Raw genomic sequence first — 21,401 nt, 5'->3', positions numbered from 1 at the left:
TTATGCCCGCTAACGATTCCAACACCCTGCGCGCGCCGCGCACGATGGGCGAGCGCGAGACCATCGCGATGATGGCGCTCGTCATGGCGATGCAGGCGCTCGCCGTCGATGCCATGCTGCCCGCGCTTGGCGACATTGCGACGGATCTTGGCGTTGCCGATCCCAACCGCCGCCAGCTGGTGGTCGGCACGTTCCTGCTCGCCTCGGGCTTTGCCTCACTGCTCCCGGGTTCGCTGGCGGATCGCTATGGCCGCCGCCCGGTCCTGCTGACCTGCATGGCGATCTACATCCTGTTTTCGCTGGCCTGCGCGCTCGTCACTTCGTTCGACGGCATGCTGGCGATGCGCGTGGGGCAAGCGATCGGCTGCGGCGGGCTTGCCGTTCTGCCCGGTGCCATCATCCGCGATCGCTTCTCGGGCGATCAGATGGCCAAGCAGATGTCGATCATCTCGGTGATCTTCATGGTCGTGCCGATGCTTGCGCCGAGCATTGGGCAGGTCGTGCTGCTGTTTGCCGGGTGGCGCTGGATCTTCGTGCTGCTGGCCGTTCTGGCCACGGGCATGGCGGCATGGCTGTATATCCGCCTGCCTGAGACGCTGCACCCCGAATATCGCCAGGCGATCCGCCCGATGACGATCGCGAAGAACATGGGGCACGCTGCCACCAACCGCTCGGCCATCGGCTACGTGCTGGGCGGTTCGCTCACTTTCGGGGCGATGATCGGCTATGTGAACTCCTCGCAGCAGCTCGTCGGCGAACACTTCGGCGCGGGCAAGATGTTCCCCGTGCTGTTCGGCTTTTCGGCGCTGATGATGGCCTGCGCCAGCTTCTCCAACTCGCGCATCGTCGAGCGCTTCGGCGCGCGCCGCGTCTCGCACACGGCGGTAATCGCGTTCATCCTCGTCAGCGCGCTGCAGACCTTCTCCTCGAGTCTGGAAGGGCAGACGCTGTGGCAGTTCATGCCGCTGATGATCACGAACATGATCCTAATCGGCTTCATCGGCGCGAACTTCGGCTCGATCGCGCTGCAGCCGTTCGAACGCACGGCAGGGAGCGCCAATTCGATGCACGCCTTCCTGCGCATGGTGATCGGCTCGGTCATCGGGATCTTCGTCGGCCAGGCCTACGACGGCACGGCGCATCCGCTGGCGCTCGCGCTGCTGTCAGCAGGCGTGCTCAGCCTGCTGCTGGTGCTGTTCAGCGAAAAGGGGAAACTGTTCCGCCGCCTGCACCCGCCGGGCACGCCGCGCCCGATCGTGCTGGAGCATTGATCTGAACCTCGCCACCGGCGAGGTTCATGCGGCACCGGCCCGCTCCCCCGCCCGGCCACCCACGCAAGTATCCTGAATGGGTGGCCGGGCGGGGGAGCGGGCCGGTGCCGCAAGATTCGAAACGCCAGTTTCGGATCAAAGAACTCTCAGGCGCGCAGGCTCAAGGCATTATCCGCGATCAGCGCCAAGGCTTCTGCTGCGGGTTGCGGCCGCCCCAGATGATACCCCTGCATGAGCCGGATGCCCAGAGCGCGGGCCGTGCTGGCCTGCGCTTCGTCCTCGACGCCCTCGATCGTGCAGTCGATGCCAAGCTGCCAGGCAAGTGAAACGATCGTACCGACGAGGGAACGCGCACCCGGGTCGGTGGCGAGGGCGCGGGACAGTTCTTGATCGATCTTGATCATGTCGAGCGGCAGGCTGTGCACCTGATTGAGACTTGACCAGCCCGCGCCAAAATCGTCCAGCGCGATGCGGAAACCGCGCGCGCGGAATGCGAGCAATTGTGCTTCGGCGCGCTTGGGATCTTCGAGCAGGGCCCGTTCGGTAACCTCCAGGATGATCGAATGCGGCGGCGCCCCATGGTCTTCCACCAGGCGCGCTAGAGCTTCGGCCGTGCCAGTCCGCATCACGTCGCGGGGGCTGAGGTTGATCGCCAGCCAACGTCCGTACTTCCACGCCGGGCATTCGGCCAGGGCGCGCGCCATGACCGTGCGGGTCAGTTCGCCGGTCCGCCCCGTCGCTTCGGCAAGCGACATGAATTGCCCCGGTGCCAGCCAGCGTTCGCCATCGGGGCTCCAGCGCACAAACGCTTCGAGGCCGATCACGCCGCCGCTCTCGGCATCGAGGATTGGCTGGTAGACGAGCTTGAGCCGGTCAGCGAGATTGCTTTCGTTGAACAGGCGGGTGATTGCAGCGCGATCCTGCAGCTCGGCCTCGTCGTCCGGGCTGAAGACGACGACGGCGCCATCGGAAAGCTCCTTGGCCTTGTAGAGCGCGGCGTCGGCCCGTTCGAGGCAATCGCTGACGCTGCGCCCGTCCATGCGATGGACGCCAATGGAGCCGGAAAAGCGCAGCACTGCACCGCCGTGCAGCACCGGGGCGCGCAGTGAATCCGAAAGCGCCGTACCGATCGCAAAGGCGGCTGCGTGATCAAGCGAGGGGTCGAGCACCACGGCGAATTCATCGCCTCCAAGCCGACCGAAGCAGCGCACACGCTCCATTCCGCCAAGCCGATTCGCCACGGCCTGGAGCACGGCATCGCCTGCCGCGTGGCCATAGGTATCGTTGATGTGCTTGAACCCGTCGAGGTCGATCAAGGCAAGCCATGCCCGTTGCACGCCCCTGCCGCTGCGTTCGATATCCTCGGCCAGCCGATCGAGGATGGCGCGACGGTTGAGCCCCCCGGTCAGCGGATCGATGGTTGCCTGGAGCAGGTTCTCCTGCGCCAGCCGCGCCGCTTCGCGCTCTCGCCGGGTCAATTGCTGACGCGACAGTTCAAGCCGCACGAAATCGCGGTGGTGGCCGTTGGTGATCAGCAGCAGCAAGGTCGTCACCACCACTTGCACCAGCACGACCATCACCGCATTCGGATGCCCGCTGAAGAGGATCTGGCCAGTGGTCGGGATCGTTGTCGCAATCGCGATGCGCAATGCCGTCATGGGCGAATGGCCGAGGCCGAGAATCCCGGAAAACAGCGTAACGGCAAAGATATAGTGGATGAAGGATTGCGCTTCCCAATCGCCATGGACGTAGAGCGCCATGCCCCACAGGGCGAACAGGAAACTGGCGAATGCTCCCAGCCAGCTCATCGAGGCGAGATCACGCCGGAGAACCGCCGTTGCACGCCGCTCGACCGCGGCCGGTCGCCAGTAATATGCCCGCCACAGCGCAAAGCCGCCGAGGAATATCGGTCCCGGCGCGATCAGCCAGCCAGGCGCGATATGGCGAAACCGGAATGCCACAAGCAGCATGTCGAAGACGACGACGAGATAGAGAAGCGGCAGGCGATGCGACAGGCTTCGCGCATAGGCGAGCGTGAAGTTGTCGCCCTCGCGCTGCTGCCAGCTGGAAGAGAAGGGACGAGCATTGCGCAGCGGACGGCCGAAGCGCCGTCCGCGAGCGACAAGACTGCGCAACCCGGTAAACATGGCTGCGCGGATAGCACCAAGGCAGTTAACAGCGCGTAAGGGTCAATTCCGAATCGGGTCTATCTGGCGTGGCAAATCATCGCCTTAGCTTTACGCGGAAAGCGCCGCGACCAGCTCCTTGACCTTCTTTTGCCGCCACTGCGGCAGGGGTGCGACGAGCCAGTAACCCTTGCGTGATGTCACGGGTTCGCCCTGCACGACCACGCGGCCCATGCCGATCGCATTGTCGACCAGTTGATAGGGCACGTGCGCCCGGCCCAGCCCGGCGCTTGCTGCGCTGATCGCGGTTCCGGCGTCGCCGACCGAGAAGCCGACATCGCCGCCGCCCGGTGCAGGATCGCCGGGCCAGCCGATCCACGGGCAATCGGGCGCGGCATCGGGCGCGGCCACCGTCACCATCAGCGGCTGGCCCAATGCGATGCCTTCCAGTTCGCCCGGCCCCTCGGCCCAACGCACCGCAAGGTCGAGATTGGCTTCGGTGAAGTCGATATCGGCATCGCCTCCCACGAGCGAGAAGCGCATCTGCGGATTGCCGGCGCGAAACGCCGCAAGGCGGGGTGACAGCCACGCGGCGAAGAAGTCGCGCGGGCAGGCGATCGTGTAGACATGGCTCGATTGCCCGGCCTGCATCGCCTGCACGCCTTCTTCAAAGCGCAGGAAGCCTTCGCGGATCGCATCGAGACCGGCAATCGCCTCGTCGGTGAGTTCAAGGCCCTTCGAAGTGCGGCGGAACAGCACGACACCGAGCAGGTCTTCCAGCGCGCGGATCTGCTGCCCGACCGCCGCCGGCGTCACCGCCAGTTCGTCGGCGGCGCGCGTGAACGAGAGGTGCCGGGCCGCAGCGTCAAGCACGCGCAGGCCATTGAGAGGGAGATGGGTCCGCTTCATTGCGAACCGGATTTAGTTCGCCGGAGCCGGTGCCGCCAGAGGAAAGAACGGAATCGCCACATCGAACAACGAGCCATCGGCACGCTGCATCGTGTAATGGCCCTCCATGCTGCCATGGTGGGTGCCAAGCGGGCAGCCGGAGACGTAGTCGTGGCTCTGCCCCGGCTGCAGGACGGGCTGTTCGCCGACGACGCCGTCGCCATCGACGAAGTTGATCATGCCCCGCCCGTCGGTGATCCGCCAATGGCGCGACAGCAGTTGCACCGGCTGGTCGCCGTCGTTCTCGAGACGGATATGATAGACCCAGAACCATTTGCCTGCTTCCACCCGCGACTGTTCGGGGAGGAAGTTCACGGCGACTCGCACCGTGACGCCTTCGGTGATGGCGGCATGCTGGAAGAGCTGCTTCATGCCCATCAAACTATCGCAAACCGCCAGATGTTCCAACGCCGATGTGCAACTTTGTGCCGCCTGCCCATGAAGGCATTGCCCAAAAAGGGTGGCAGGCGCAGAGGATGACGCAATGCTGATCCGCGCCCCTGCCATTCTCTGCTCGGTCCTGCCCAACGGCGAACACGGCGCGATCATCCGCGTGCTGACCGCCGACCACGGCCTTGCCGCCGCCTATGTCGCCGGGGCGCGGGGGCGCGAACTGCGGCCCGTGCTGATCCCTGGGAACCTGATCGAGGTTGAAGTGCGCTCACGCACGGCTTCGCAACTGCCATCTGCCCGCGTCGAGCTCGTGGCAAGTCGGGGGCCGTGGCTGTCGGAACCTCTGCCCAGCGCGGGGATCGGCTGGGCCTGTGCGCTGACCGCCGCGACACTGCCCGAAGGCCACCCTTACCCGGTGCTCTACGAGTCGCTCGTCGCCTTGCTCGATGCGATCTGCCATGCGCCCTCGGCCCGAGGATGGGCACGGGTCCTGGCTGGCTACGAAGTGCTGCTGCTGCGCGAGGTCGGATATGGCACGGCCCCAGCCCCTCCGCCAGACGAGCAATGGCCCGATCTGCTGGCCCGTCTGGAGCGTCAGGGCAAGGCCATCGCCAACCGCCTGCTTGCCGATCGCACGCGCGATGTTATGGGGGCGCGCGCGATTCTGCTCGGCCGCCTGAGAAGGATTGGCTTCGACGCATAAGCGGCGAGCGAGTGCAGGGACGAAGGGGTATTTCATGAAGATTGCGGTTCTGCCCGGTGATGGCATCGGTCCCGAGGTGACGCGTGAAGCGGTCCGCGTGATCGAAGCGCTCGGCCTGCCCGGCATCGAGATGAAGGAAGCCCCGGTCGGCGGCGCGGCCTACAAGGCCTATGGCCACCCCCTTCCGGCCGAGACTCTGGAGATCGCGCGCCTTTCCGATGGCATCCTGTTCGGTGCGGTAGGCGATCCCGATTGCGATTCGCTCGAACGCCACCTGCGCCCGGAACAGGCGATCCTTGGCCTGCGCAAGGAACTGACGCTGTTCGCCAACCTGCGTCCGGCCAAGGTCTTTGCCGGCCTCGAAGGACATTCCGCCCTGCGCCCCGAGGTGGCCGGCGCGATCGACATGGTCATCGTGCGTGAGCTGAATGGCGACGTCTATTTCGGCGAAAAGGGCTTCCGCACTGCCGCCAACGGTGACCGCGAGGGCTACGACGTCATGTCGTACAACGAATCCGAAGTGCGCCGGATCGCCCATGTCGGCTTCCGCACCGCGATGGGCCGCGCCAAGCGCCTGTGCTCGGTCGACAAGGCCAACGTGCTCGAAACCAGCCAACTGTGGCGCGACGTGGTGATCGAGGTGGCCAGGGAATATCCCGAGGTCACGCTCGAGCACATGTACGTCGACAACGCCGCGATGCAGCTCGTCCGCGCGCCGGGCAAGTTCGACGTCGTGCTGACCGGCAACCTGTTCGGCGACATTCTCTCGGACCAGGCCTCGATGTGCGTAGGCTCGATCGGCCTGCTTGCCTCGGCTTCGCTCGGCGAGCGCCAGACCGCGCACGGCACCTTCGGCCTTTACGAGCCGATCCACGGTTCGGCCCCCGACATCGCTGGCCAGGGTCTTGCCAATCCGATGGCAACGATCCTTTCGGCGGCGATGCTGCTGCGCCACTCGCTGGGGCTGGCAGCAGCGGCAGACCGGGTGGAGGCCGCCGTGGCCAGGACTCTGGCCGATGGCGTGCTGGGCCGCGATCTTGGCGGTAGCGCCGGGACGACGGAAGTAGGTGACGCGGTGCTCGCAAGGCTCTAAAGGCCCCGTCCGATGCTCCAGCTAGCCGTTATCCTTCCGACCTATCGTGAACGCGCGAACATCGCGCCGATGGTCGCGCGTCTCGACGCTGCGCTGCAGGGCGTGGTGTGGGAAGCGATCTTCGTTGACGACAACAGCCCCGATGGCACCGCCGACGAGGCGCGCCGCATTTCGCTTACCGATCCGCGCGTCCGCGTGATCGAGCGGATCGGTCGCCGCGGCCTTGCCTCGGCTGCGATCGAGGGCATGTGCGCCACGGCTGCCCCGATCGTCGCGGTGATGGACGCTGACCAGCAGCATGATCCCGAACTGCTGCCCAAGATGCTCGCTGCGGTCGAAGGCGGCGAGTATGACCTCGCTTATGCCTCGCGCTTTGCGGAAGGTGCGAGTACCGAGGAATGGGGCCGTCCCGACCGCGTCAAGGCGTCGGGCCTGGCCAACCGCATCGCCAACAAGGTGACCGGCGTCGAACTGTCGGACCCGATGAGCGGCTATTTCATGCTTCGCACCGAAACGCTGCGCGCGGACGCGCACCGTCTGTCCGGCGTCGGCTTCAAGATCCTGCTCGATATCCTTGCCACGGTCGACCGCCCGCTCAAGGTCAAGGAATTCCCTCTCAACTTCGTCGCCCGCATCGAGGGCGAGAGCAAGCTGGACCAGACCGTAGTGTTCGAATTCCTCGTAGGCCTGTACGACAAGTGGCTCGGCCGCATCATCCCGACACGCTTCGCGCTGTTCGGCACCGTTGGCGCCATGGGCGTCGCGGTGCAACTGGGCGCGCTGTGGGTGCTGCTCAAGGTCATTGCCGGCGAACGCTTCGTCTATGGCAACTGGTCGGAAAGCGCGACCTTCAACACCGCCAACACGCTGGCGGCGATCATCGCCATGACCTTCAACTTCGTGCTCAACAACGAGCTGACCTATTCCGACAAGCGCCTGCGCGGCTTCGGCCCGCTGCTGCGCGGGTGGGCGCAGTTCGGCCTGACTTGTTCACTGGGCCTGCTGACCAACGTCGGTTCGGCTGCCGTGCTCAAGACCATCGGCTTCCACAGCGTGGTTGCGGTGATCGTCGGCATCGTGCTCGGCTCGGTGTGGAACTTCGCGCTGTCCTCGCGCTTCGTCTGGGGCAAGTACTGATTTGCGCGCGGTCGCGGGGCTTCCGGGACCGCAAGCGCTTCTGCTCGGGGCTACCGGCGCAGGGGCTCTGTTCAGCCTGATCGATACGCCTTACCCGGCACTCGCGCCGCTGCAGAACCTGCCGACGCTGGTCATCGTTGCCGGGCTCTGGCTCGCGCTGCGCCGCTGGCCCATGCCGACAAGTGCGATCCTGTGCATCGCGGCATTCATGGCGCTGCACACCATCGGCGGGCGCTACATCTACTCGTACGTGCCCTACGAGCAGTGGCTGGGCGCACTTGGCCTGCCCTCGATCGACCATGCTTTCGGCTTGGGTCGCAATTCATGGGACCGGCTCGTTCATTTCAGCTTCGGTGCCTTGTGGGCCTGGCCCATCGCCTGCTGGCTTGCGCGCCATCGCGGGCTTTCGCCTGCGCTGGCCACCTACATCGCGGTGGAGTTCGTGCTGGCAGGCAGCGCGCTTTACGAAATCTTCGAGTGGCAGCTTACCGTGGTCATGGCCGGGCCGGATGCAGATGCCTACAACGGACAGCAGGGCGATGTGTGGGACCCGCAGAAGGACATGGCGATTGCGGGGCTTGGCGCTCTGACCACCGCAGTCTGGCTACGGCTGCGCGCTATTTCCAGCTATTGAGCCAGGTATAGTCCCGGTAGGAATCCTTGCGCGGCAGTTGGCCTGCCGAGAGGATCGGGTAGAATCCGATAAACAGACCGAACGACAGCACCAGCGTCACCTTGGTCGGCCAGCGCAGGCCCAGATCCCACCACTCGCCCAGGACCAGCGCAAGGGCGGCCAGCAGGAAGCAGCTGGCCAGCATGTAATGGTAGTAGAACTGCACCGGCTTGCCGTTGATCGCCCAGAAGCCGACGAGCAGGACATAGGCGGCGAAGACCAGCAGGTGGAGCCGCTTTGCCCCACCCTTCATGCCTTTGAACCCGTCCCACGCACAGAACAGCAGCGCGGGCAGCCCGGCGAGCATCGTGAACGGATTGCCGATCATCAGCACACCACGCTGCGCACCATCGACCTCTTCATAAAGGAACCAGATCGCCCGGATGTTGGCCACCCACTGCCACCACACGCTCATGTAGGTGTGCGGCTTCTTCACGCTGTCCTGCAGTTCCAGCATGTATTGCTGCCAATGCCACAGCCCGCCTACGGTCATCGGCTGCTTTTCATAGAAGAAGGCGGGCAGGAAGGTGGCAAGATAGACCACCACCGGGACCACCCCCAGCCATAACGCCGCCTCGACCAGCGAGACACCTGGCACCGGTCCGGCCTCGCGCGAGGCCCACAGGAGGCCACTCCTCCTGCCCTTCAGCGCCTCCCAGCGGTTCAGTGCAAAGACCAGTCCCGGCAGCGGCAGCAGAAGCGCGCCATTCCACTTTGCGCCCAGCGAAAGCCCCATGAATACGCCCGCCAGCAGCAGGTGAGACCGCGCCAGCAAGGCCCTGCCGGAAGGATTGCGCCAGGCGAGCGCCCATTGCCACATGGCCAGCGCCATGAACCCGGCCATCGCCATGTCGAGCAGGGCAATCCGCGACATCATAAACCAGATGAAGTCCGTTGCCAGCAGCAGGCCGAACAAGACCGTGGCCGAACGGGAAAAGCTCGCCCACCACAGCGCCCGCATCATTGCCCAAAGCCCGAGCCCGCCAAGCACGGCCGAGGGGAAGCGCCAGCCGAACGGGGTATCGCCGATCAGTTGCATCGACCAGGCGATCAGTTGCTTGGCCAGCAGGGGATGCTCAGGGTTCAGCCGCGACGTCAGGTCGATCAGCCGCCTTGCCGCGGGCAGGTAATGCACCTCGTCGAACATCGGCTTTGACGGAATGCCGAGCCGGTGCAGCACGAGGAGGAAGAACGCGGACGCGATGACCGCGCACCAGAATGCAGGGTCTTTCTCGCGCGGGGCTGCGGTCTGGAACTGTTGCGTCATGCGTCCTGACCGATAGGGCGCGCAGGGCCGCTTCGCAATCCCGCCGCTTGCGCGCAGCCGTCCGGAAAACTAAGGCGGCTGGCATGAAGAGAACTGCTGGCCAGGACCGTTCGATCACGCAGAAGTGGCGTCCCGCAACGCAAGCCGTGCGCGGAGGCACGTGGCGTTCGGAAATGGGCGAAACGTCCGAAGCGCTGTTCCTCACCTCCGGCTTTACCTACGACGATGCCGCAACGGTTGCCGCGCGCTTCGCCGGCGAGGCGGAAGGCATGACCTATTCGCGCCTGCAGAACCCCACGGTGCAGATGCTGGAAGAGCGCATCGCACTGATGGAAGGAGCCGAGGCGTGCCGCACGCAGGCCACCGGCATGGCGGCGATGACCACCGCCCTGCTCTGCCAGCTTTCGGCCGGGGACCACATCGTCGCCGCCAAGGCCGCATTCGGTTCGTGCCGCTGGCTGGTCGACAACCTGCTGCCGCGCTTCGGCATTACCGGCACCACGATCGACGCTTCGGACAACGCTGCGTGGGAAGCCGCAATCAGGCCGAATACCAAGGTGTTCTTCTTCGAAAGCCCGGCGAACCCGACGATGGACATTGTCGATCTCGAGTTCGTCTGCGCGCTCGCCAAACGCCACGGCATCACCACCGTGGTCGACAACGCCTTTGCCACCGCTGCTCTGCAGCGCCCGATGGACTTCGGCGCGGATGTCGTCGCCTATTCAGCCACGAAGATGATGGATGGCCAGGGCCGCGTCATGGCTGGCGCGGTGTGCGGTTCGGCCGAGTGGATCAACAACGTCCTGCTGCCGTTCCAACGCAACACCGGTCCGAACATCGCCGCGTTCAACGCCTGGGTCGTCCACAAGGGCCTCGAAACGCTTGACCTGCGCATCCACCGCCAGAGCGAGAACGCGCTCAAGGTGGCGAGCTTTGTCGAAGCCCGCGTGCCCCGTCTGCTCTATCCGTTCCTGCCCAGCCATCCGCAGTACGAACTGGCACGCAAGCAGATGAAGGCGGGCGGCACCATCTTCTCGTTCCACCTCGATGGTGGGCTGAAGCAGGCCCACGCCGTTCTAGATGCGCTGCAATTGATCGACATCTCGAACAACATCGGCGATTCGCGCTCGCTGATGTGCCATCCGGCCTCGACCACGCATTACGGCGTCGGCCCGGAAACCCGCGCCGACATGGGCGTGGGCGAAGGCATGCTGCGCCTCAATGTCGGCCTTGAGGACCCCGATGACCTGATCGAGGATCTCGACCAGGCCCTGCGGGCCGCGGGTTTGTGAAACCATCTGCCTGAAATTGCGCCAATTCGGTTGCATCGCGCCACCCTTGCCGTAAAAAGGCAGCCGGGTGGGGTCGCAACGGAGCAAGCTGCTTTGCTGGCCGAGGCCCATCTATCTGCCATAATCCAGTCTTCCGATGATGCGATCATCAGCAAGGACCTGCAAGGGACAGTCCTGAGCTGGAACCCGGCGGCCACGCGCATCTTCGGATTTGCGGAAGCGGACATGATCGGCCAGTCGATCCGGCGCCTGATCCCGGAAGATCGGCAGGCCGAAGAAGACGATATCCTTGCTCGCATAGCGCGTGGGGAGCGGGTGAAGAGCTTCGACACCGTCCGCCAGCGCCAGGACGGAGCCCTCATCTCCGTCTCGCTCACGGTCTCACCGATCTACGACCAGGCAGGAAAGATCGTCGGCGCAAGCAAGATCGCCCGCGACATCACCGCTCGCGAGGAAGGCCAGCGCGCCTTGCGCGAAAGCGAGATGCGCTTCCGCATGCTGGCCGATAACATCACCCAACTGGCATGGGTTGCCGACCGGTCCGGTTGGATAGGTTGGTACAACAAGCGCTGGTATGACTACACCGGCCTTGCAGAAGGCGATTGCGACGGCTGGGGCTGGGATCAGGTCCATCACCCGGACCACCTCGAAAGGGTCCTTGCACACTTCAAGACCACCATAGAATCCGGGGTGGAGTGGGAGGACACCTTCCCTTTGCGATCGGGCGACGGGGAATACCGCTGGTTCCTGTCGCGCGCGCTACCCATTCGCGACGCTTCGGGCGCGATCCTCTACTGGTTCGGCACCAATACCGATGTGACCGACATGCTCGAGAAGGAAGAGCAGATTCGCGTTCTCCTGATGGAGGTGAACCACCGCTCCAAGAACCTGCTTGCCGTCGTTCAGGCCCTTGCCCGCCGTTCGGGCTGCAAGGACCCGGATTTCCTGCACCGCTTCGAACGCCGCCTCGCCAGCCTCTCGGCCAATCAGGACTTGCTGGTCCGACGCGGCTGGTCGACCATCCTCATGGATGAGCTGGCCGAGGCCCAGTTGGCGATACTGGGGCGCGAGGCGCGGGCGCAGATCGAATTGCGTGGAGCCTCGATTCCCCTCAGCCCCCGCAGCGCCGAGATCATCGGCATGGCGTTGCACGAGCTTGCCACCAATGCGCTCAAGTACGGTGCCCTGGCCGCGCCGGCAGGCAAAGTCGTGCTGTGCTGGGAGGAAACCGCAGATCGCTTCGTCATCGACTGGCGTGAGAGCGGCGTGCCCCTGATGTGCGTGCCCACGCATCACGGGTTCGGTACCACGCTGATGCGGCATATCCCGGCCCGAAGCCTCGATGCCGAAGTGACCATCGATTACGCGCCGACCGGGTTGCACTGGCGGCTGGATTGCTCGCTCGCCACGGCAAGGATGCTGGAAAGCTGAACCTCAGGCGGCGCGCCGGCCTTCACAGTGTTCTGCTTCTACCTCGGCCTTGGAAGTTGCCTCTTGCTTGTCCTGCGTGATCAGGCGGTTTTCCGCCCGCCCCATTGTCCAGTTCTTGCCGAGACGGACCTTGCTGTTGGGCGCACACCAGATCTCGCCCGACTCATCGAGCGCCGTGACCCAGATGAGATTGTGCTCCTGGCCATAGTCGATCATCCCGATCGCATAGCCATCGCCCTTGCCCAGCACGTGCAAGGGAATTGTCGGATTGAGTTGCGTAAACACGGTTGTCTTCCTGCAGTGCGCCGCCGGGCGCCAACTTGATGCAGGTTAAATCCGCGAAACGGGAAACGGGTTCCTCACTCGCCCTTTGAGGCAGCCTCAAGCGCGGCGATGCGGGCCTTGAGCGCCTCCACTTCCTCACGCGCGGAAGCAGCCAGTTCCTTGACCGCGTCAAACTCCTCGCGGCTGACGAAATCGAGGCCGCCGAAGATTTCCTTGGCCTTCTCGCGCGCGTTTTCGCCCGCCTCGCGGCCCATGCCCGCAATCGTTCCCGCCGCGCTGTTCAGCAGCTTGACGAAGTCGGCGATCATCGGGTTTTCACTCTGCATGGGCTTGAGTCCTGGCTGGCATTCGGTTCCCGCTATGTGGGCCGCCATCATGCCTTGCGCAAGTGGCCGGACAGGTCAGATTTCGACGCGCTCGGTCGTCACGGTGCCGAATGCGCCATCGGCATCGGGGTTCAACCGGCCGAACTCGAACGTCAGCACCGAAGCGAAGCAGACCCACGCGAGATATGGCAGCAGCAGCATGCCCGCGACCGGGCGCACGCGCCAGAACAGCACCACCGTCAAGACGATCGCCACGGCCATGGCAACGGTGATCCAGAACGCCACCGTGATCTGGTGCAACGCGAAGAACGTAGGCGACCAGGCGAGGTTGATGAGAAGCTGGACCACGAACATCGCGACGGCAATGCCACGACCCGCCGCGCCGCGTGCCGAGAGAACCATCGCCAGCGCCAGCCCCATCAGAACATAAAGGACGGTCCAGACGATTCCGAAGGCGGCCGGCGGTGGATAGATCGACGGCTTGACCAGCGCATCGAACCACGGGTTGCCAGGGCCGCTGCCTGCAGCTTGTCCGGACAGAAACCCGAGAGCGACGACAAGGGGAATGGTGAACAGCGACCAGCGCAGAAGACTGGCGCGAAGCTGTCCCGAAGAGGCAAGATAGTTCATGGCACCCGCAAGCAACTGCGCAAAACGCGCGATTCGCCGGGGATATTGGCGAGGGGTTGCCTGCTCTGCAATCGGAAGTCGTCCCGCATTGCATCCCGCGCGGAGACACAATCCGGGGAAAACTCAGCCACGCAGCGCGGAAATCAGAAATTCGACGTTGCCTTCGGGCCCGGTGATCGGGCTCGGGACGATGCCCTGAACCTCCCAGCCTTCGCCTTCCAGCCAATCGCGCACCTCGCCGCAGACGCGTTCGTGAAGCGCGGGATCACGCACCACGCCGCCCTTGCCGACTTCGGCCTTGCCCACTTCGAATTGCGGCTTGATCAGCGCGACGAGGCGGGTCGGTCTCGTCGCCAGGGAGAGCGGCACTTCCAGCACCTTGCGCAAGGCAATGAAGCTGGCATCACAGACCACCCAGGTCGCTGGTCGATCGATCTGTCCCGGCGTGAGGATGCGCGCGCTGGTCTGTTCCAGTACGGTGACGCGCGGATCCTGGCGCAGCTTCCAGGCGAGCTGGTTGGTGCCCGAGTCCACGGCAAAGACGTGCTCCGCGCCGCCTTGCAGCAGTACGTCGGTGAAGCCGCCCGTCGAACTGCCGATGTCCATCGCGGTGACGCCGGATGGATCGAGGCCGAAATGCTCGATGGCGTGGGCGAGCTTGATGCCGCCGCGCGAGACCCAGGGGTGATCGCGTCCACGCACATCCAAGGCGGCATCGAGAGCGAGCGCCTGCCCGGCCTTGGCGATCCTGGTCTCGCCCGAGTAGACCAGCCCGGCAAGGATCAGGGCCTGCGCGCGCGCGCGGCTTTCGACCAAGCCCCGTTCGACGAGCAACTGGTCCACGCGAAGCTTGGATGCGCCGGGCTGTTTGGGGGGGCGGGTTGAGGTCACGGCGCGTTCCTTCCATAACTGCACCATGAAGATCAACCATGCACACCGCCCCCGCCTCGTTTTATCCGGTGCGCTGGCTTTCGTCCTGCCATTGGCCCTTTCCGCCTGCGCCGCGCCGACGGTGGTCCCGCAAGCCGCGCCGCCGCCGGCCCCTAGGCCAACCCAGGCACCGCCCCCGCCGCCACCTGCGCAGACTTTCAAGGACTGGCGCGATGCGCCACAGACCGTGGGCAACTGGCGCTATGAGCCGGGGGTCGCCCGTTTCGGCCCGGGCGACGCCACACTGTTCGCCATGGCCTGCAACCGCGCCGCAGGAACGATGAGCCTGATCCGCACCGGCACTTCCACCGTGCCGCTGCCGATGACGGTGGCAACCACCAGCGATATCCGCCCGCTTTCGGCCGATCCGGCGCCGCAGGGCCAGCCGCAACTGGTGGCAACGCTGCCCTCACGCGATCCGCTGCTGGATTCCATGGCGTTCAGCCGCGGTCGCTTTGCCATCGAGGTGAACGGCTTGCCGACGCTCTACCTGCCAGCCTGGGCCGAAGTGGGGCGGGTGATCGAGGATTGCCGGAAATAACGCGATCCGCCTGCATGGCCGCCTGCATGGCCAGTTGCCTATCCGGTTGCAGGGGTGACCATACTGCAGGCGCGAAGCGGAGATTGTGACGACAATTTTTTTTCGATCAAGTCTTGTTGTTTTGCCATGGATGAATCACATTCAGAACAAGGCCGGTGAGAATACAAACTCCCGGTCCAGCAGGCCCAACAGCCTGTGACTTTGGCTCAACAGCGCGAAAGGAGGTGATCCGATGTCTCATGGTTCAGCAGAGAGGTCGGTACAGTCCCGCGCGAGGCATTATCGCTGAGTTTCGATTAAGCGATAAAGGCTTCGTGGGCGGCACTTCCGGCCGCTGACCATGCGAAGGGCCGCTCGGATTGACCGACGCGGCCCTTCACATTTATTACATTCCCCTTGCCTTTCGCGCAATAATAGTTCACGGCGCTGCTTCCTCGATTCTAGCGCAAGGACTGCCCCATGGCGACGCTCGCCGACAACAGCCTCACCTTCACCAAGCATCCGCACCCGGCTCCGGTTGCTGCGGACGTGCGGGCGCAAGTGCTGGCGAACCCCGGCTTCGGCACCGCCTTCACCGATCACATGGTCGAGATCGACTACGCCGAGGGGACCGGCTGGCACGACGCTCGCGTCGTTCCCTATGGCCCCATCGCGCTCGATCCTGCGGCTGCAGTGCTGCATTATGCGCAGGAAATCTTCGAAGGGCTGAAGGCCTATCGCCTGGCCGACGGCGGCATCGCCCTGTTCCGTCCGGAAGCCAATGCGCAGCGCTTCAATGCGTCTGCGCGCCGCCTCGCCATGCCCGAACTGCCGGAAGAGCTGTTCGTCGATGCCGTGCGCCAGCAGGTGCTGGCCGACAAGGACTGGTTCCCTACTGTGGAGGGCGGCTCGATGTACCTGCGCCCGTTCATGTTCGCCAGCGAGGCGTTCCTGGGCGTGCGGCCTGCGAAGCAGTACAAGTTCATGGTCATCGCCAGCCCGGCCGGCAACTACTTCAAGTCGGGCGCGCCGGCGGTTTCAATCTGGGTTTCGGACTATACGCGTGCTGCCCCCGGCGGCACCGGCGCGGCCAAGTGCGGCGGCAACTATGCCGCCAGCCTCGTGCCCACCGCCGAAGCCTTCTCGCGCGGGCACGATCAGGTCCTGTTCCTTGATGCAGCAGAGCGCAAGTGGGTTGAGGAACTGGGCGGCATGAACCTGTTCTTCGTGTTCGATGACGGTTCGATCCTGACGCCTGAACTGACCGGCACGATCCTGCCCGGCATCACCCGTTCGAGCCTGCTCAAGCTTGCCGCCGAAGAGGGCCTGACCGTGCGCGAGGGCCGCTACAGCCTTGACCAGTGGAAGGCAGACGCGGCTTCGGGCAAGCTGATCGAGACGTTCGCCTGCGGAACCGCGGCGGTTGTCACGCCAGTCGGCAAGGTCGCCAGCCACGAGGGCGAGTTCACGATCGGTTCGGGCGGTCCCGGCCAGCTGACGCAGAAGCTGCGCGCCAAGCTCGTCGGCATCCAGCGCGGGGAGATTGCCGATACCCATGGCTGGGTGACGCGGATCGCCTGATAGCGAGACCTGAGAAAACGAAAAGGCCCGCCGATCCATGTGGAACGGCGGGCCTTTTTCATTGCGTCTGCCTCAGAAGTCGAACTGCGCCCGCATGCCGATGACGTCGGCGTTGTAATTGCGATCCGCACCTGCAGCGACCGCGGCATCCTTTAGCCAGAGATGGCCGTAGTCGACAATGAAGCGCACGTAGTCCGTCGGCACCCACAGCAAGGAGGCACCGACGAGCTGCTGGCGGCCGCCCAGCACGCCCCCACCAGCACCATCGACGTCGTTGAGGTCGAGCCAGTCATAGCGGGCGTTGACCTGCACCGCGCCAATGCCGCCCTTGTCTACACCGTTCTTCGGCTTGATCCGGGTCCAGGTGCCCTCGCTTGCCTTGTAGGGAAGCGTATCCCCCTTGGTCAGGAACACGCCCGCTTCGACATAGCCGCCGTTGAAGGTGGGGTCGGCAATCCCTGCCGGACGGTTGACCTTCATCCACTGCGATTCAGCAGTGAAATGCACCGGACCGCCGGTCCAGCCCAGTTCCACGCCGTAATTCGTTTCCGACAGCGCGCTGATCGCCTTGGTATCGACGAAGCGGATGTCGGTGGTGTGGGTGAACGGGCGCGCGCGATAACGCACGGTGGCGCTGCTGTCGTTGAGGTCGTGGTAGTGCGCCGAGCCGCCGATGTGCGCCTGGCCGCCGAACAGCCTAGGCTGCAAGGCAAAGCGGCTGTCGATGGAATAGCTGTTGTCGGTATCGGCGTTGAGGTCAGTGACGTTGTCGGAGAACACGCCGACTTGCGCCAGGACCATGCCCTTCTGGTACTGTGCAGAAAGGCCGAGGCGGCGCTCGAAACCGAAGGCGGTGTTGAACGCGGCGCGCTCCATGAAGCTGGTGAACAGGTCGGACTCGGTGTCCTCCATCGATTCGAACGGTTTGTGCTGGCCGATCGTGAGCGTAAGGTTCCTGATACCGGTATAGGTGAGGTAGACGTCGGTCGGATCGACACTGCTGTTGGCGATGTCCGCCTCGATACGGTAGCCGAAGTTGCCGGGAATGGTGCCGTCGAAGCCCAGGTAGGCGCGACGGAATTCCGTGGCGAGGCCAAGGCTCTTGCTGCCTATGGACGACGGCGCGGAGACCGAGGCGGTGTCAATCTGCAGGCGGCCGCGCGGCTTGAAGCTCCACTTGCCGGCCTTGGGGTTCTTCGGGTCGACCGGCGCTTCAATCTTCGGCCCACCATCCCAGCTGATCGCGACTGGCGGCTTGCCCGAAGCGGTCGGCGCAGGGATTGCGGCGACGGCAGTGGCGGTCGCGTCGCTCTTGGCCCTGGCTTCGGCGAGCTGGCCCTGCAAGGTCTGGATCTGCGCCTGCATCGCGGCCATTGCATCCATCTGGCTCTGCATCTGCGCCTGCATCTGCTGAAGCTGGGCCTGCATGGCGGCAATATCCGCGTTCGAGGACGCGGCCTCAGCCGGGACAGCCCAGCCAGCGGCGCAGGCAAGAGCGGTGATCGAGACGCGCGTTGCAAACTTCATGACGAATCCTTGAGCCTACCGGTTTGCGGCCAAATATGTCTGTAGTGTTACATTTTGTTGACGGTGGTTTTGCCGATTTGTCGCAAATGCTGCGGCAACGCCTCGCCCGTTGCGTTCCGGCCCTCGCCGTGGCATCGCTGATGCCTGCGTTAATCGCCCGGTTAGGGCGCTCCGGAGAGACCCAAGCATGAGCATTTCGTTCGAAGGCCGCGTCGCGATCGTTACCGGAGCAGGCGGTGGCCTTGGCCGCGCCTATGCCCTCGAACTCGCCCGACGCGGGGCGAAGGTTGTGGTCAACGACCTTGGCGGATCGCGCGATGGCACGGGCCATTCGGACGCAGCGCTCAAGGTCGTCGAGGAAATCGAGGCCATGGGCGGCGAGGCCATGTCGAACGGCGGCTCGGTCAGCGAATACGAGCAGATGGTCGAGATGGTCGCCAAGGCCAAGGAACGCTGGGGCGGCGTGCACGTGCTGATCAACAACGCCGGCATCCTGCGCGACAAGAGCTTCACCAAGATGGACCCGGCCGATTTCGAGATGGTCGTGCGCGTCCACCTGATCGGCTCGGCCTTCGCCACCAAGGCCTGCTGGGACCTGATGCGCGAACAGAACTACGGCCGCATCCTGATGACGGCATCGTCCACCGGACTGTTCGGCAACTTCGGGCAGGCCAACTATGGCGCGGCCAAGCTCGGCCTCGCCGGGCTGACCAAGACGCTCTATCTTGAAGGCGCGAAGAACAACATCAAGGTCAACACGCTGGCCCCGGTTGCCGCCACGCGCATGACCGAGGATATCTTCCCCGAGGAAGCCTTCAAGCTGTTTGGCCCGGAAAACGTCGTGCCCGCCGCGCTCTTCCTCGTCTCGGAAGACGCCCCCACCAACGCCATCGTCGGCGCAGGCGGCGGCGCATACCACGGCGCATGGGTCACCATGAACAAGGGCGTCCTGCTGGCACCGAACGAACGTACCGTCGAAGGCTTCGCCGCCAACTGGGACAAGATCAACGACCGCACCGGTGATTTCGCGCCCCAGTCAGGCGCGGAGCAGAGCCAGGTGATTATTGGGCAGTTGCAGGCGGCGATGAAGGGGTAACTGTCCGCTTTAAAACCACCTCGTCCCGGACTTGATCCGGGACCCCGCTGCCTTTTGCGGCCTCGGTGAAAACGCAGCTTGCGGCAAGAAAAGTGGGGTCCCGGATCAGGTCCGGGACGGCCAGGAGTGATCAGTCAAACTACTCGCAGCACCACGACGATCCCGCCCTGCGGAACTTCACACCCGGCGAGCACACGCACCGCATCGGCCCGCGCGCGTGACAAGATTTCCGGCGCAACGCCTGCATCATGCACCACCACGTCTGCCTGCCCCAGCAGCCGAGCGGCGCGTAGGGTAAGGTCTTCGGGGTCGTTCGAGGTCAGGGTGATTTCGAAGCGCCCGGACTGCCCTTCCGCGCCAGAAGCCAGCCAGTCAGCCACCTTCGCCTCGCTCCCGGCCCGGAACAGATCGAGTTCCCCGCCCTCGTCCAGCGCCGCATCGAGGGCACGGCGGCGGTCGGCGACCGAGGACCAGCGCTTGCGCATCCCCTCGCGCGCCTCTTCCAGCGCGCGGGCCAAGGCGCCCAGCCCTTGCGGCAGCAGGCGCTCCAGCCGCAGGCGCAGGATCTTGGCGAGGCCTGCCGAGGCCCCGCCCGTGCCCACGGCGATCAGCACCGGGTCACGGTCGAGGATCGAGGGCGTGGTGTAATCGCACAGCTCGGGTCGGTCGACCACGTTCACCAGCAGGCCGGCACAGCGCAGCCGGATCGCATCGCCCTGCGCCATGTCGGGATTGTCGTGCGCGATGAAGGCGAGGCGCGCGCCGTCGTCGATCCCGGCGTTGATATCGCGGTAGATCACTCCGCCCGCGCGCTCGATCAGGCGCTGCTTGGCCGCGGCGGCCTCCCCCTCGCCCAGCAGGATCACCGGCTGGCCCGCGATGCGGTGGAAGAGGGGGAGCGAATGCATCTTACTTGAGGAAGTCCGGCACGCGCTCTGCCGCCAGGATCGTCGCGGGATCGATGCGATCAGCCACCACGGCCCACTTGTCGCCATCGACCATGACTTCGGGCACCAGGGGCCGCGAATTGTAGGTGTTGGCCATCGTCGCGCCATAGGCCCCGGCGGTGCGGAACACGGCGAGATCGCCGCGCCCAACCTTGTCGATGGTGCGAGCCATGGCGAAGGTGTCCGAGCTTTCGCAGATCGGGCCGACGATGTTGGCGGTGAAGGTCTCGCCCTTCGGCTCCACCGCGGCGAAATCGTGCCAGGCATCGTAGAGCGCCGGGCGCGCCAGATCGTTCATTGCGGCGTCGACGACGACCCAGGGGTGCCCCACGCCTTCCTTCACGCGGATCACCTCGGTCACCAGCACGCCGGTGTTGCCGGTGATGACGCGGCCCGGTTCGAACATCAGGGTCACGCCCCAGTTGCCGGTCACCCGCGCGACCATCGCCGCATATTCGGCGGGCTGCGGGAACACCTCGCCCGCCTTGTAGGGCACACCGATGCCGCCGCCCAAGTCCATGTGCGTGACGCTATGGCCAGCAGCGCGGATCTCTTCCATCAGCCCGCCGACCTTGTTGAAGGCGGCTTCCAGCGGCTCGAGCCTGGAAAGCTGGCTGCCGATGTGCAGCGTGAGGCCGCGCATGTTCAGGCCCGGCGTCGTGGCAAGACGGCCATAGATTGCCGCCGCACGATCGAACGGCACGCCGAACTTGTTCTCGGCCTTGCCGGTGGAAATCTTGCCGTGCGTCCCGGCGTCAACGTCAGGATTCACGCGCAGCGCGGCCGAGGCAACCTTGCCCATGGACGCGGCGATTTCCGCCAGTTCCAGCCCTTCTTCCTCGCTTTCGAGGTTGAACTGGCCGATCCCGGCTTCGATGCCACGGCGCATTTCGGCCGCGGTCTTGCCCACGCCCGAGAACACGATGCCATCGGGCGCCATGCCTGCCGCCAGCGCGCGTTCCATCTCGCCTCCCGAGACGACATCGGCGCCGTAGCCTTCGGCAGCCAGGACCTTAAGCACGGCGAGGTTGGGGTTGGACTTGACCGCGAAGGCGATCTTCACATCGCGCAGCACGCCAAGGGCATCGCGGAACACGCGGGCGTGGCGGGTCAGCGTCGCGCGCGAATAAACATAGACGGGCGTGCCGACCGCCGCCGCGATCATCGGCAGGGGCACGTTCTCGGCGCAGAGCACGCCGTTGTTCAGTTCAAAATGGTCCATCGG

The 21,401-nt window shown here is 64.9% G+C and carries 21 protein-coding genes; 10 read left to right on the top strand and 11 right to left on the bottom strand.

Annotated elements, in window-relative coordinates; translation table 11 throughout:
- Nucleotides 1-2: 2 nt before the first annotated feature.
- Nucleotides 3-1,271 carry a multidrug effflux MFS transporter gene (locus tag NJ75_RS16400; protein ID WP_039336505.1) on the top strand — a complete coding sequence of 423 codons (1,269 nt, stop codon included), beginning with the start codon at nt 3-5 and terminating at the stop codon, nt 1,269-1,271.
- A 146-nt stretch (nt 1,272-1,417) separates the two neighbouring features.
- On the opposite strand, the gene NJ75_RS16395 is transcribed toward NJ75_RS16400, so the two are convergent.
- From NJ75_RS16395 to apaG, 3 genes are all read right to left on the bottom strand, one after another.
- Nucleotides 1,418-3,418 (bottom strand): putative bifunctional diguanylate cyclase/phosphodiesterase, encoded by a 2,001-nt coding sequence (locus tag NJ75_RS16395; protein WP_082013431.1) that lies wholly within the window; start codon nt 3,416-3,418, stop codon nt 1,418-1,420.
- A 90-nt stretch (nt 3,419-3,508) separates the two neighbouring features.
- The gene (locus NJ75_RS16390; protein WP_039336417.1) at nt 3,509-4,306 is read right to left on the bottom strand and encodes a LysR family transcriptional regulator; all 798 of its coding nucleotides are present in this window, start codon (nt 4,304-4,306) and stop codon (nt 3,509-3,511) included.
- Nucleotides 4,307-4,318: 12 nt separating this feature from the next.
- The gene (apaG, locus tag NJ75_RS16385) at nt 4,319-4,717 is read right to left on the bottom strand and encodes a Co2+/Mg2+ efflux protein ApaG (RefSeq protein ID WP_039336501.1); all 399 of its coding nucleotides are present in this window, start codon (nt 4,715-4,717) and stop codon (nt 4,319-4,321) included.
- A 112-nt stretch (nt 4,718-4,829) separates the two neighbouring features.
- On the opposite strand from apaG, the gene recO reads away from it, so the two are divergent.
- Genes recO through NJ75_RS16365 form a run of 4 tightly spaced genes read left to right on the top strand, consistent with a single transcriptional unit; the run spans nt 4,830 to nt 8,305 of the window.
- Nucleotides 4,830-5,441 carry a DNA repair protein RecO gene (recO, locus tag NJ75_RS16380; RefSeq protein ID WP_039336415.1) on the top strand — a complete coding sequence of 204 codons (612 nt, stop codon included), beginning with the start codon at nt 4,830-4,832 and terminating at the stop codon, nt 5,439-5,441.
- Nucleotides 5,442-5,475: 34 nt separating this feature from the next.
- A complete protein-coding gene (gene leuB / locus NJ75_RS16375) occupies nt 5,476-6,534 on the top strand; it encodes a 3-isopropylmalate dehydrogenase (RefSeq protein ID WP_039336413.1) in 1,059 nt (352 codons plus the stop codon).
- Nucleotides 6,535-6,546: 12 nt separating this feature from the next.
- Nucleotides 6,547-7,671, top strand: coding sequence for a glycosyltransferase (locus NJ75_RS16370; protein ID WP_039336412.1), 1,125 nt, complete (start codon nt 6,547-6,549; stop codon nt 7,669-7,671).
- 1 nt (nt 7,672) lies between these two features.
- A complete protein-coding gene (locus NJ75_RS16365; protein WP_039336410.1) occupies nt 7,673-8,305 on the top strand; it encodes a DUF2238 domain-containing protein in 633 nt (210 codons plus the stop codon).
- Here NJ75_RS16365 and NJ75_RS16360 read toward each other — a convergent pair.
- Nucleotides 8,289-9,611 (bottom strand): phospholipid carrier-dependent glycosyltransferase, encoded by a 1,323-nt coding sequence (locus NJ75_RS16360; protein WP_039336408.1) that lies wholly within the window; start codon nt 9,609-9,611, stop codon nt 8,289-8,291. The two genes, NJ75_RS16365 and NJ75_RS16360, sit on opposite strands and share 17 nt — an antisense overlap.
- An 83-nt stretch (nt 9,612-9,694) precedes the next feature.
- Here NJ75_RS16360 and NJ75_RS16355 point away from each other — a divergent pair, with 83 nt between their 5' ends.
- Together NJ75_RS16355 and NJ75_RS16350 are read left to right on the top strand one after the other, a co-directional pair.
- The gene (locus NJ75_RS16355) at nt 9,695-10,903 is read left to right on the top strand and encodes a trans-sulfuration enzyme family protein (protein ID WP_039336406.1); all 1,209 of its coding nucleotides are present in this window, start codon (nt 9,695-9,697) and stop codon (nt 10,901-10,903) included.
- A gap of 93 nt (nt 10,904-10,996) precedes the next feature.
- Nucleotides 10,997-12,334, top strand: coding sequence for a PAS domain S-box protein (locus tag NJ75_RS16350; protein ID WP_039336499.1), 1,338 nt, complete (start codon nt 10,997-10,999; stop codon nt 12,332-12,334).
- Between the two features lie 3 nt (nt 12,335-12,337).
- On the opposite strand, the gene NJ75_RS16345 is transcribed toward NJ75_RS16350, so the two are convergent.
- The 4 genes from NJ75_RS16345 to NJ75_RS16330 form a co-directional block, all read right to left on the bottom strand.
- The gene (locus NJ75_RS16345) at nt 12,338-12,619 is read right to left on the bottom strand and encodes a hypothetical protein (protein ID WP_039336404.1); all 282 of its coding nucleotides are present in this window, start codon (nt 12,617-12,619) and stop codon (nt 12,338-12,340) included.
- A gap of 74 nt (nt 12,620-12,693) precedes the next feature.
- The gene (locus tag NJ75_RS16340) at nt 12,694-12,945 is read right to left on the bottom strand and encodes an accessory factor UbiK family protein (RefSeq protein WP_039336498.1); all 252 of its coding nucleotides are present in this window, start codon (nt 12,943-12,945) and stop codon (nt 12,694-12,696) included.
- A 75-nt stretch (nt 12,946-13,020) separates the two neighbouring features.
- Nucleotides 13,021-13,575 (bottom strand): TspO/MBR family protein, encoded by a 555-nt coding sequence (locus tag NJ75_RS16335; protein WP_039336402.1) that lies wholly within the window; start codon nt 13,573-13,575, stop codon nt 13,021-13,023.
- A 123-nt stretch (nt 13,576-13,698) separates the two neighbouring features.
- Nucleotides 13,699-14,493: a TlyA family RNA methyltransferase gene (locus tag NJ75_RS16330; RefSeq protein ID WP_169745735.1), complete on the bottom strand. Its 795-nt coding sequence runs from the start codon at nt 14,491-14,493 to the stop codon at nt 13,699-13,701.
- Between NJ75_RS16330 and NJ75_RS16325 the strand changes: the two genes are divergently transcribed.
- Nucleotides 14,492-15,046, top strand: a complete 555-nt coding sequence (locus NJ75_RS16325) for a hypothetical protein (RefSeq protein ID WP_052242578.1) — start codon at nt 14,492-14,494, stop codon at nt 15,044-15,046. The two genes, NJ75_RS16330 and NJ75_RS16325, sit on opposite strands and share 2 nt — an antisense overlap.
- 459 nt (nt 15,047-15,505) lie before the next feature.
- Complete coding sequence (locus tag NJ75_RS16320) at nt 15,506-16,606, top strand: branched-chain amino acid aminotransferase (protein ID WP_039336400.1); 1,101 nt, start codon at nt 15,506-15,508, stop codon at nt 16,604-16,606.
- 72 nt (nt 16,607-16,678) lie between these two features.
- Here the strand turns inward: NJ75_RS16320 and NJ75_RS16315 are convergent, their stop codons facing one another.
- Nucleotides 16,679-18,133: an OprO/OprP family phosphate-selective porin gene (locus NJ75_RS16315; RefSeq protein ID WP_039336399.1), complete on the bottom strand. Its 1,455-nt coding sequence runs from the start codon at nt 18,131-18,133 to the stop codon at nt 16,679-16,681.
- A gap of 187 nt (nt 18,134-18,320) precedes the next feature.
- Here NJ75_RS16315 and NJ75_RS16310 point away from each other — a divergent pair, with 187 nt between their 5' ends.
- Nucleotides 18,321-19,229 carry an SDR family NAD(P)-dependent oxidoreductase gene (locus tag NJ75_RS16310; protein ID WP_039336397.1) on the top strand — a complete coding sequence of 303 codons (909 nt, stop codon included), beginning with the start codon at nt 18,321-18,323 and terminating at the stop codon, nt 19,227-19,229.
- A 134-nt stretch (nt 19,230-19,363) separates the two neighbouring features.
- On the opposite strand, the gene NJ75_RS16305 is transcribed toward NJ75_RS16310, so the two are convergent.
- Both NJ75_RS16305 and lysA read right to left on the bottom strand, forming a co-directional pair.
- Complete coding sequence (locus NJ75_RS16305) at nt 19,364-20,137, bottom strand: precorrin-2 dehydrogenase/sirohydrochlorin ferrochelatase family protein (protein ID WP_039336395.1); 774 nt, start codon at nt 20,135-20,137, stop codon at nt 19,364-19,366.
- A gap of 1 nt (nt 20,138) precedes the next feature.
- Entirely contained in the window at nt 20,139-21,398 is a 1,260-nt protein-coding gene (gene lysA / locus NJ75_RS16300; protein WP_039336393.1) for a diaminopimelate decarboxylase, read from the bottom strand.
- Nucleotides 21,399-21,401: the final 3 nt, after the last annotated feature.

This window comes from Novosphingobium subterraneum (assembly GCF_000807925.1).
In the GTDB taxonomy this organism is placed as follows: Bacteria; Pseudomonadota; Alphaproteobacteria; order Sphingomonadales; family Sphingomonadaceae; genus Novosphingobium; species Novosphingobium subterraneum.
Note: the sequence above shows the minus strand (reverse complement) of the source record. Positions and strands in the feature narration are given on the sequence as shown.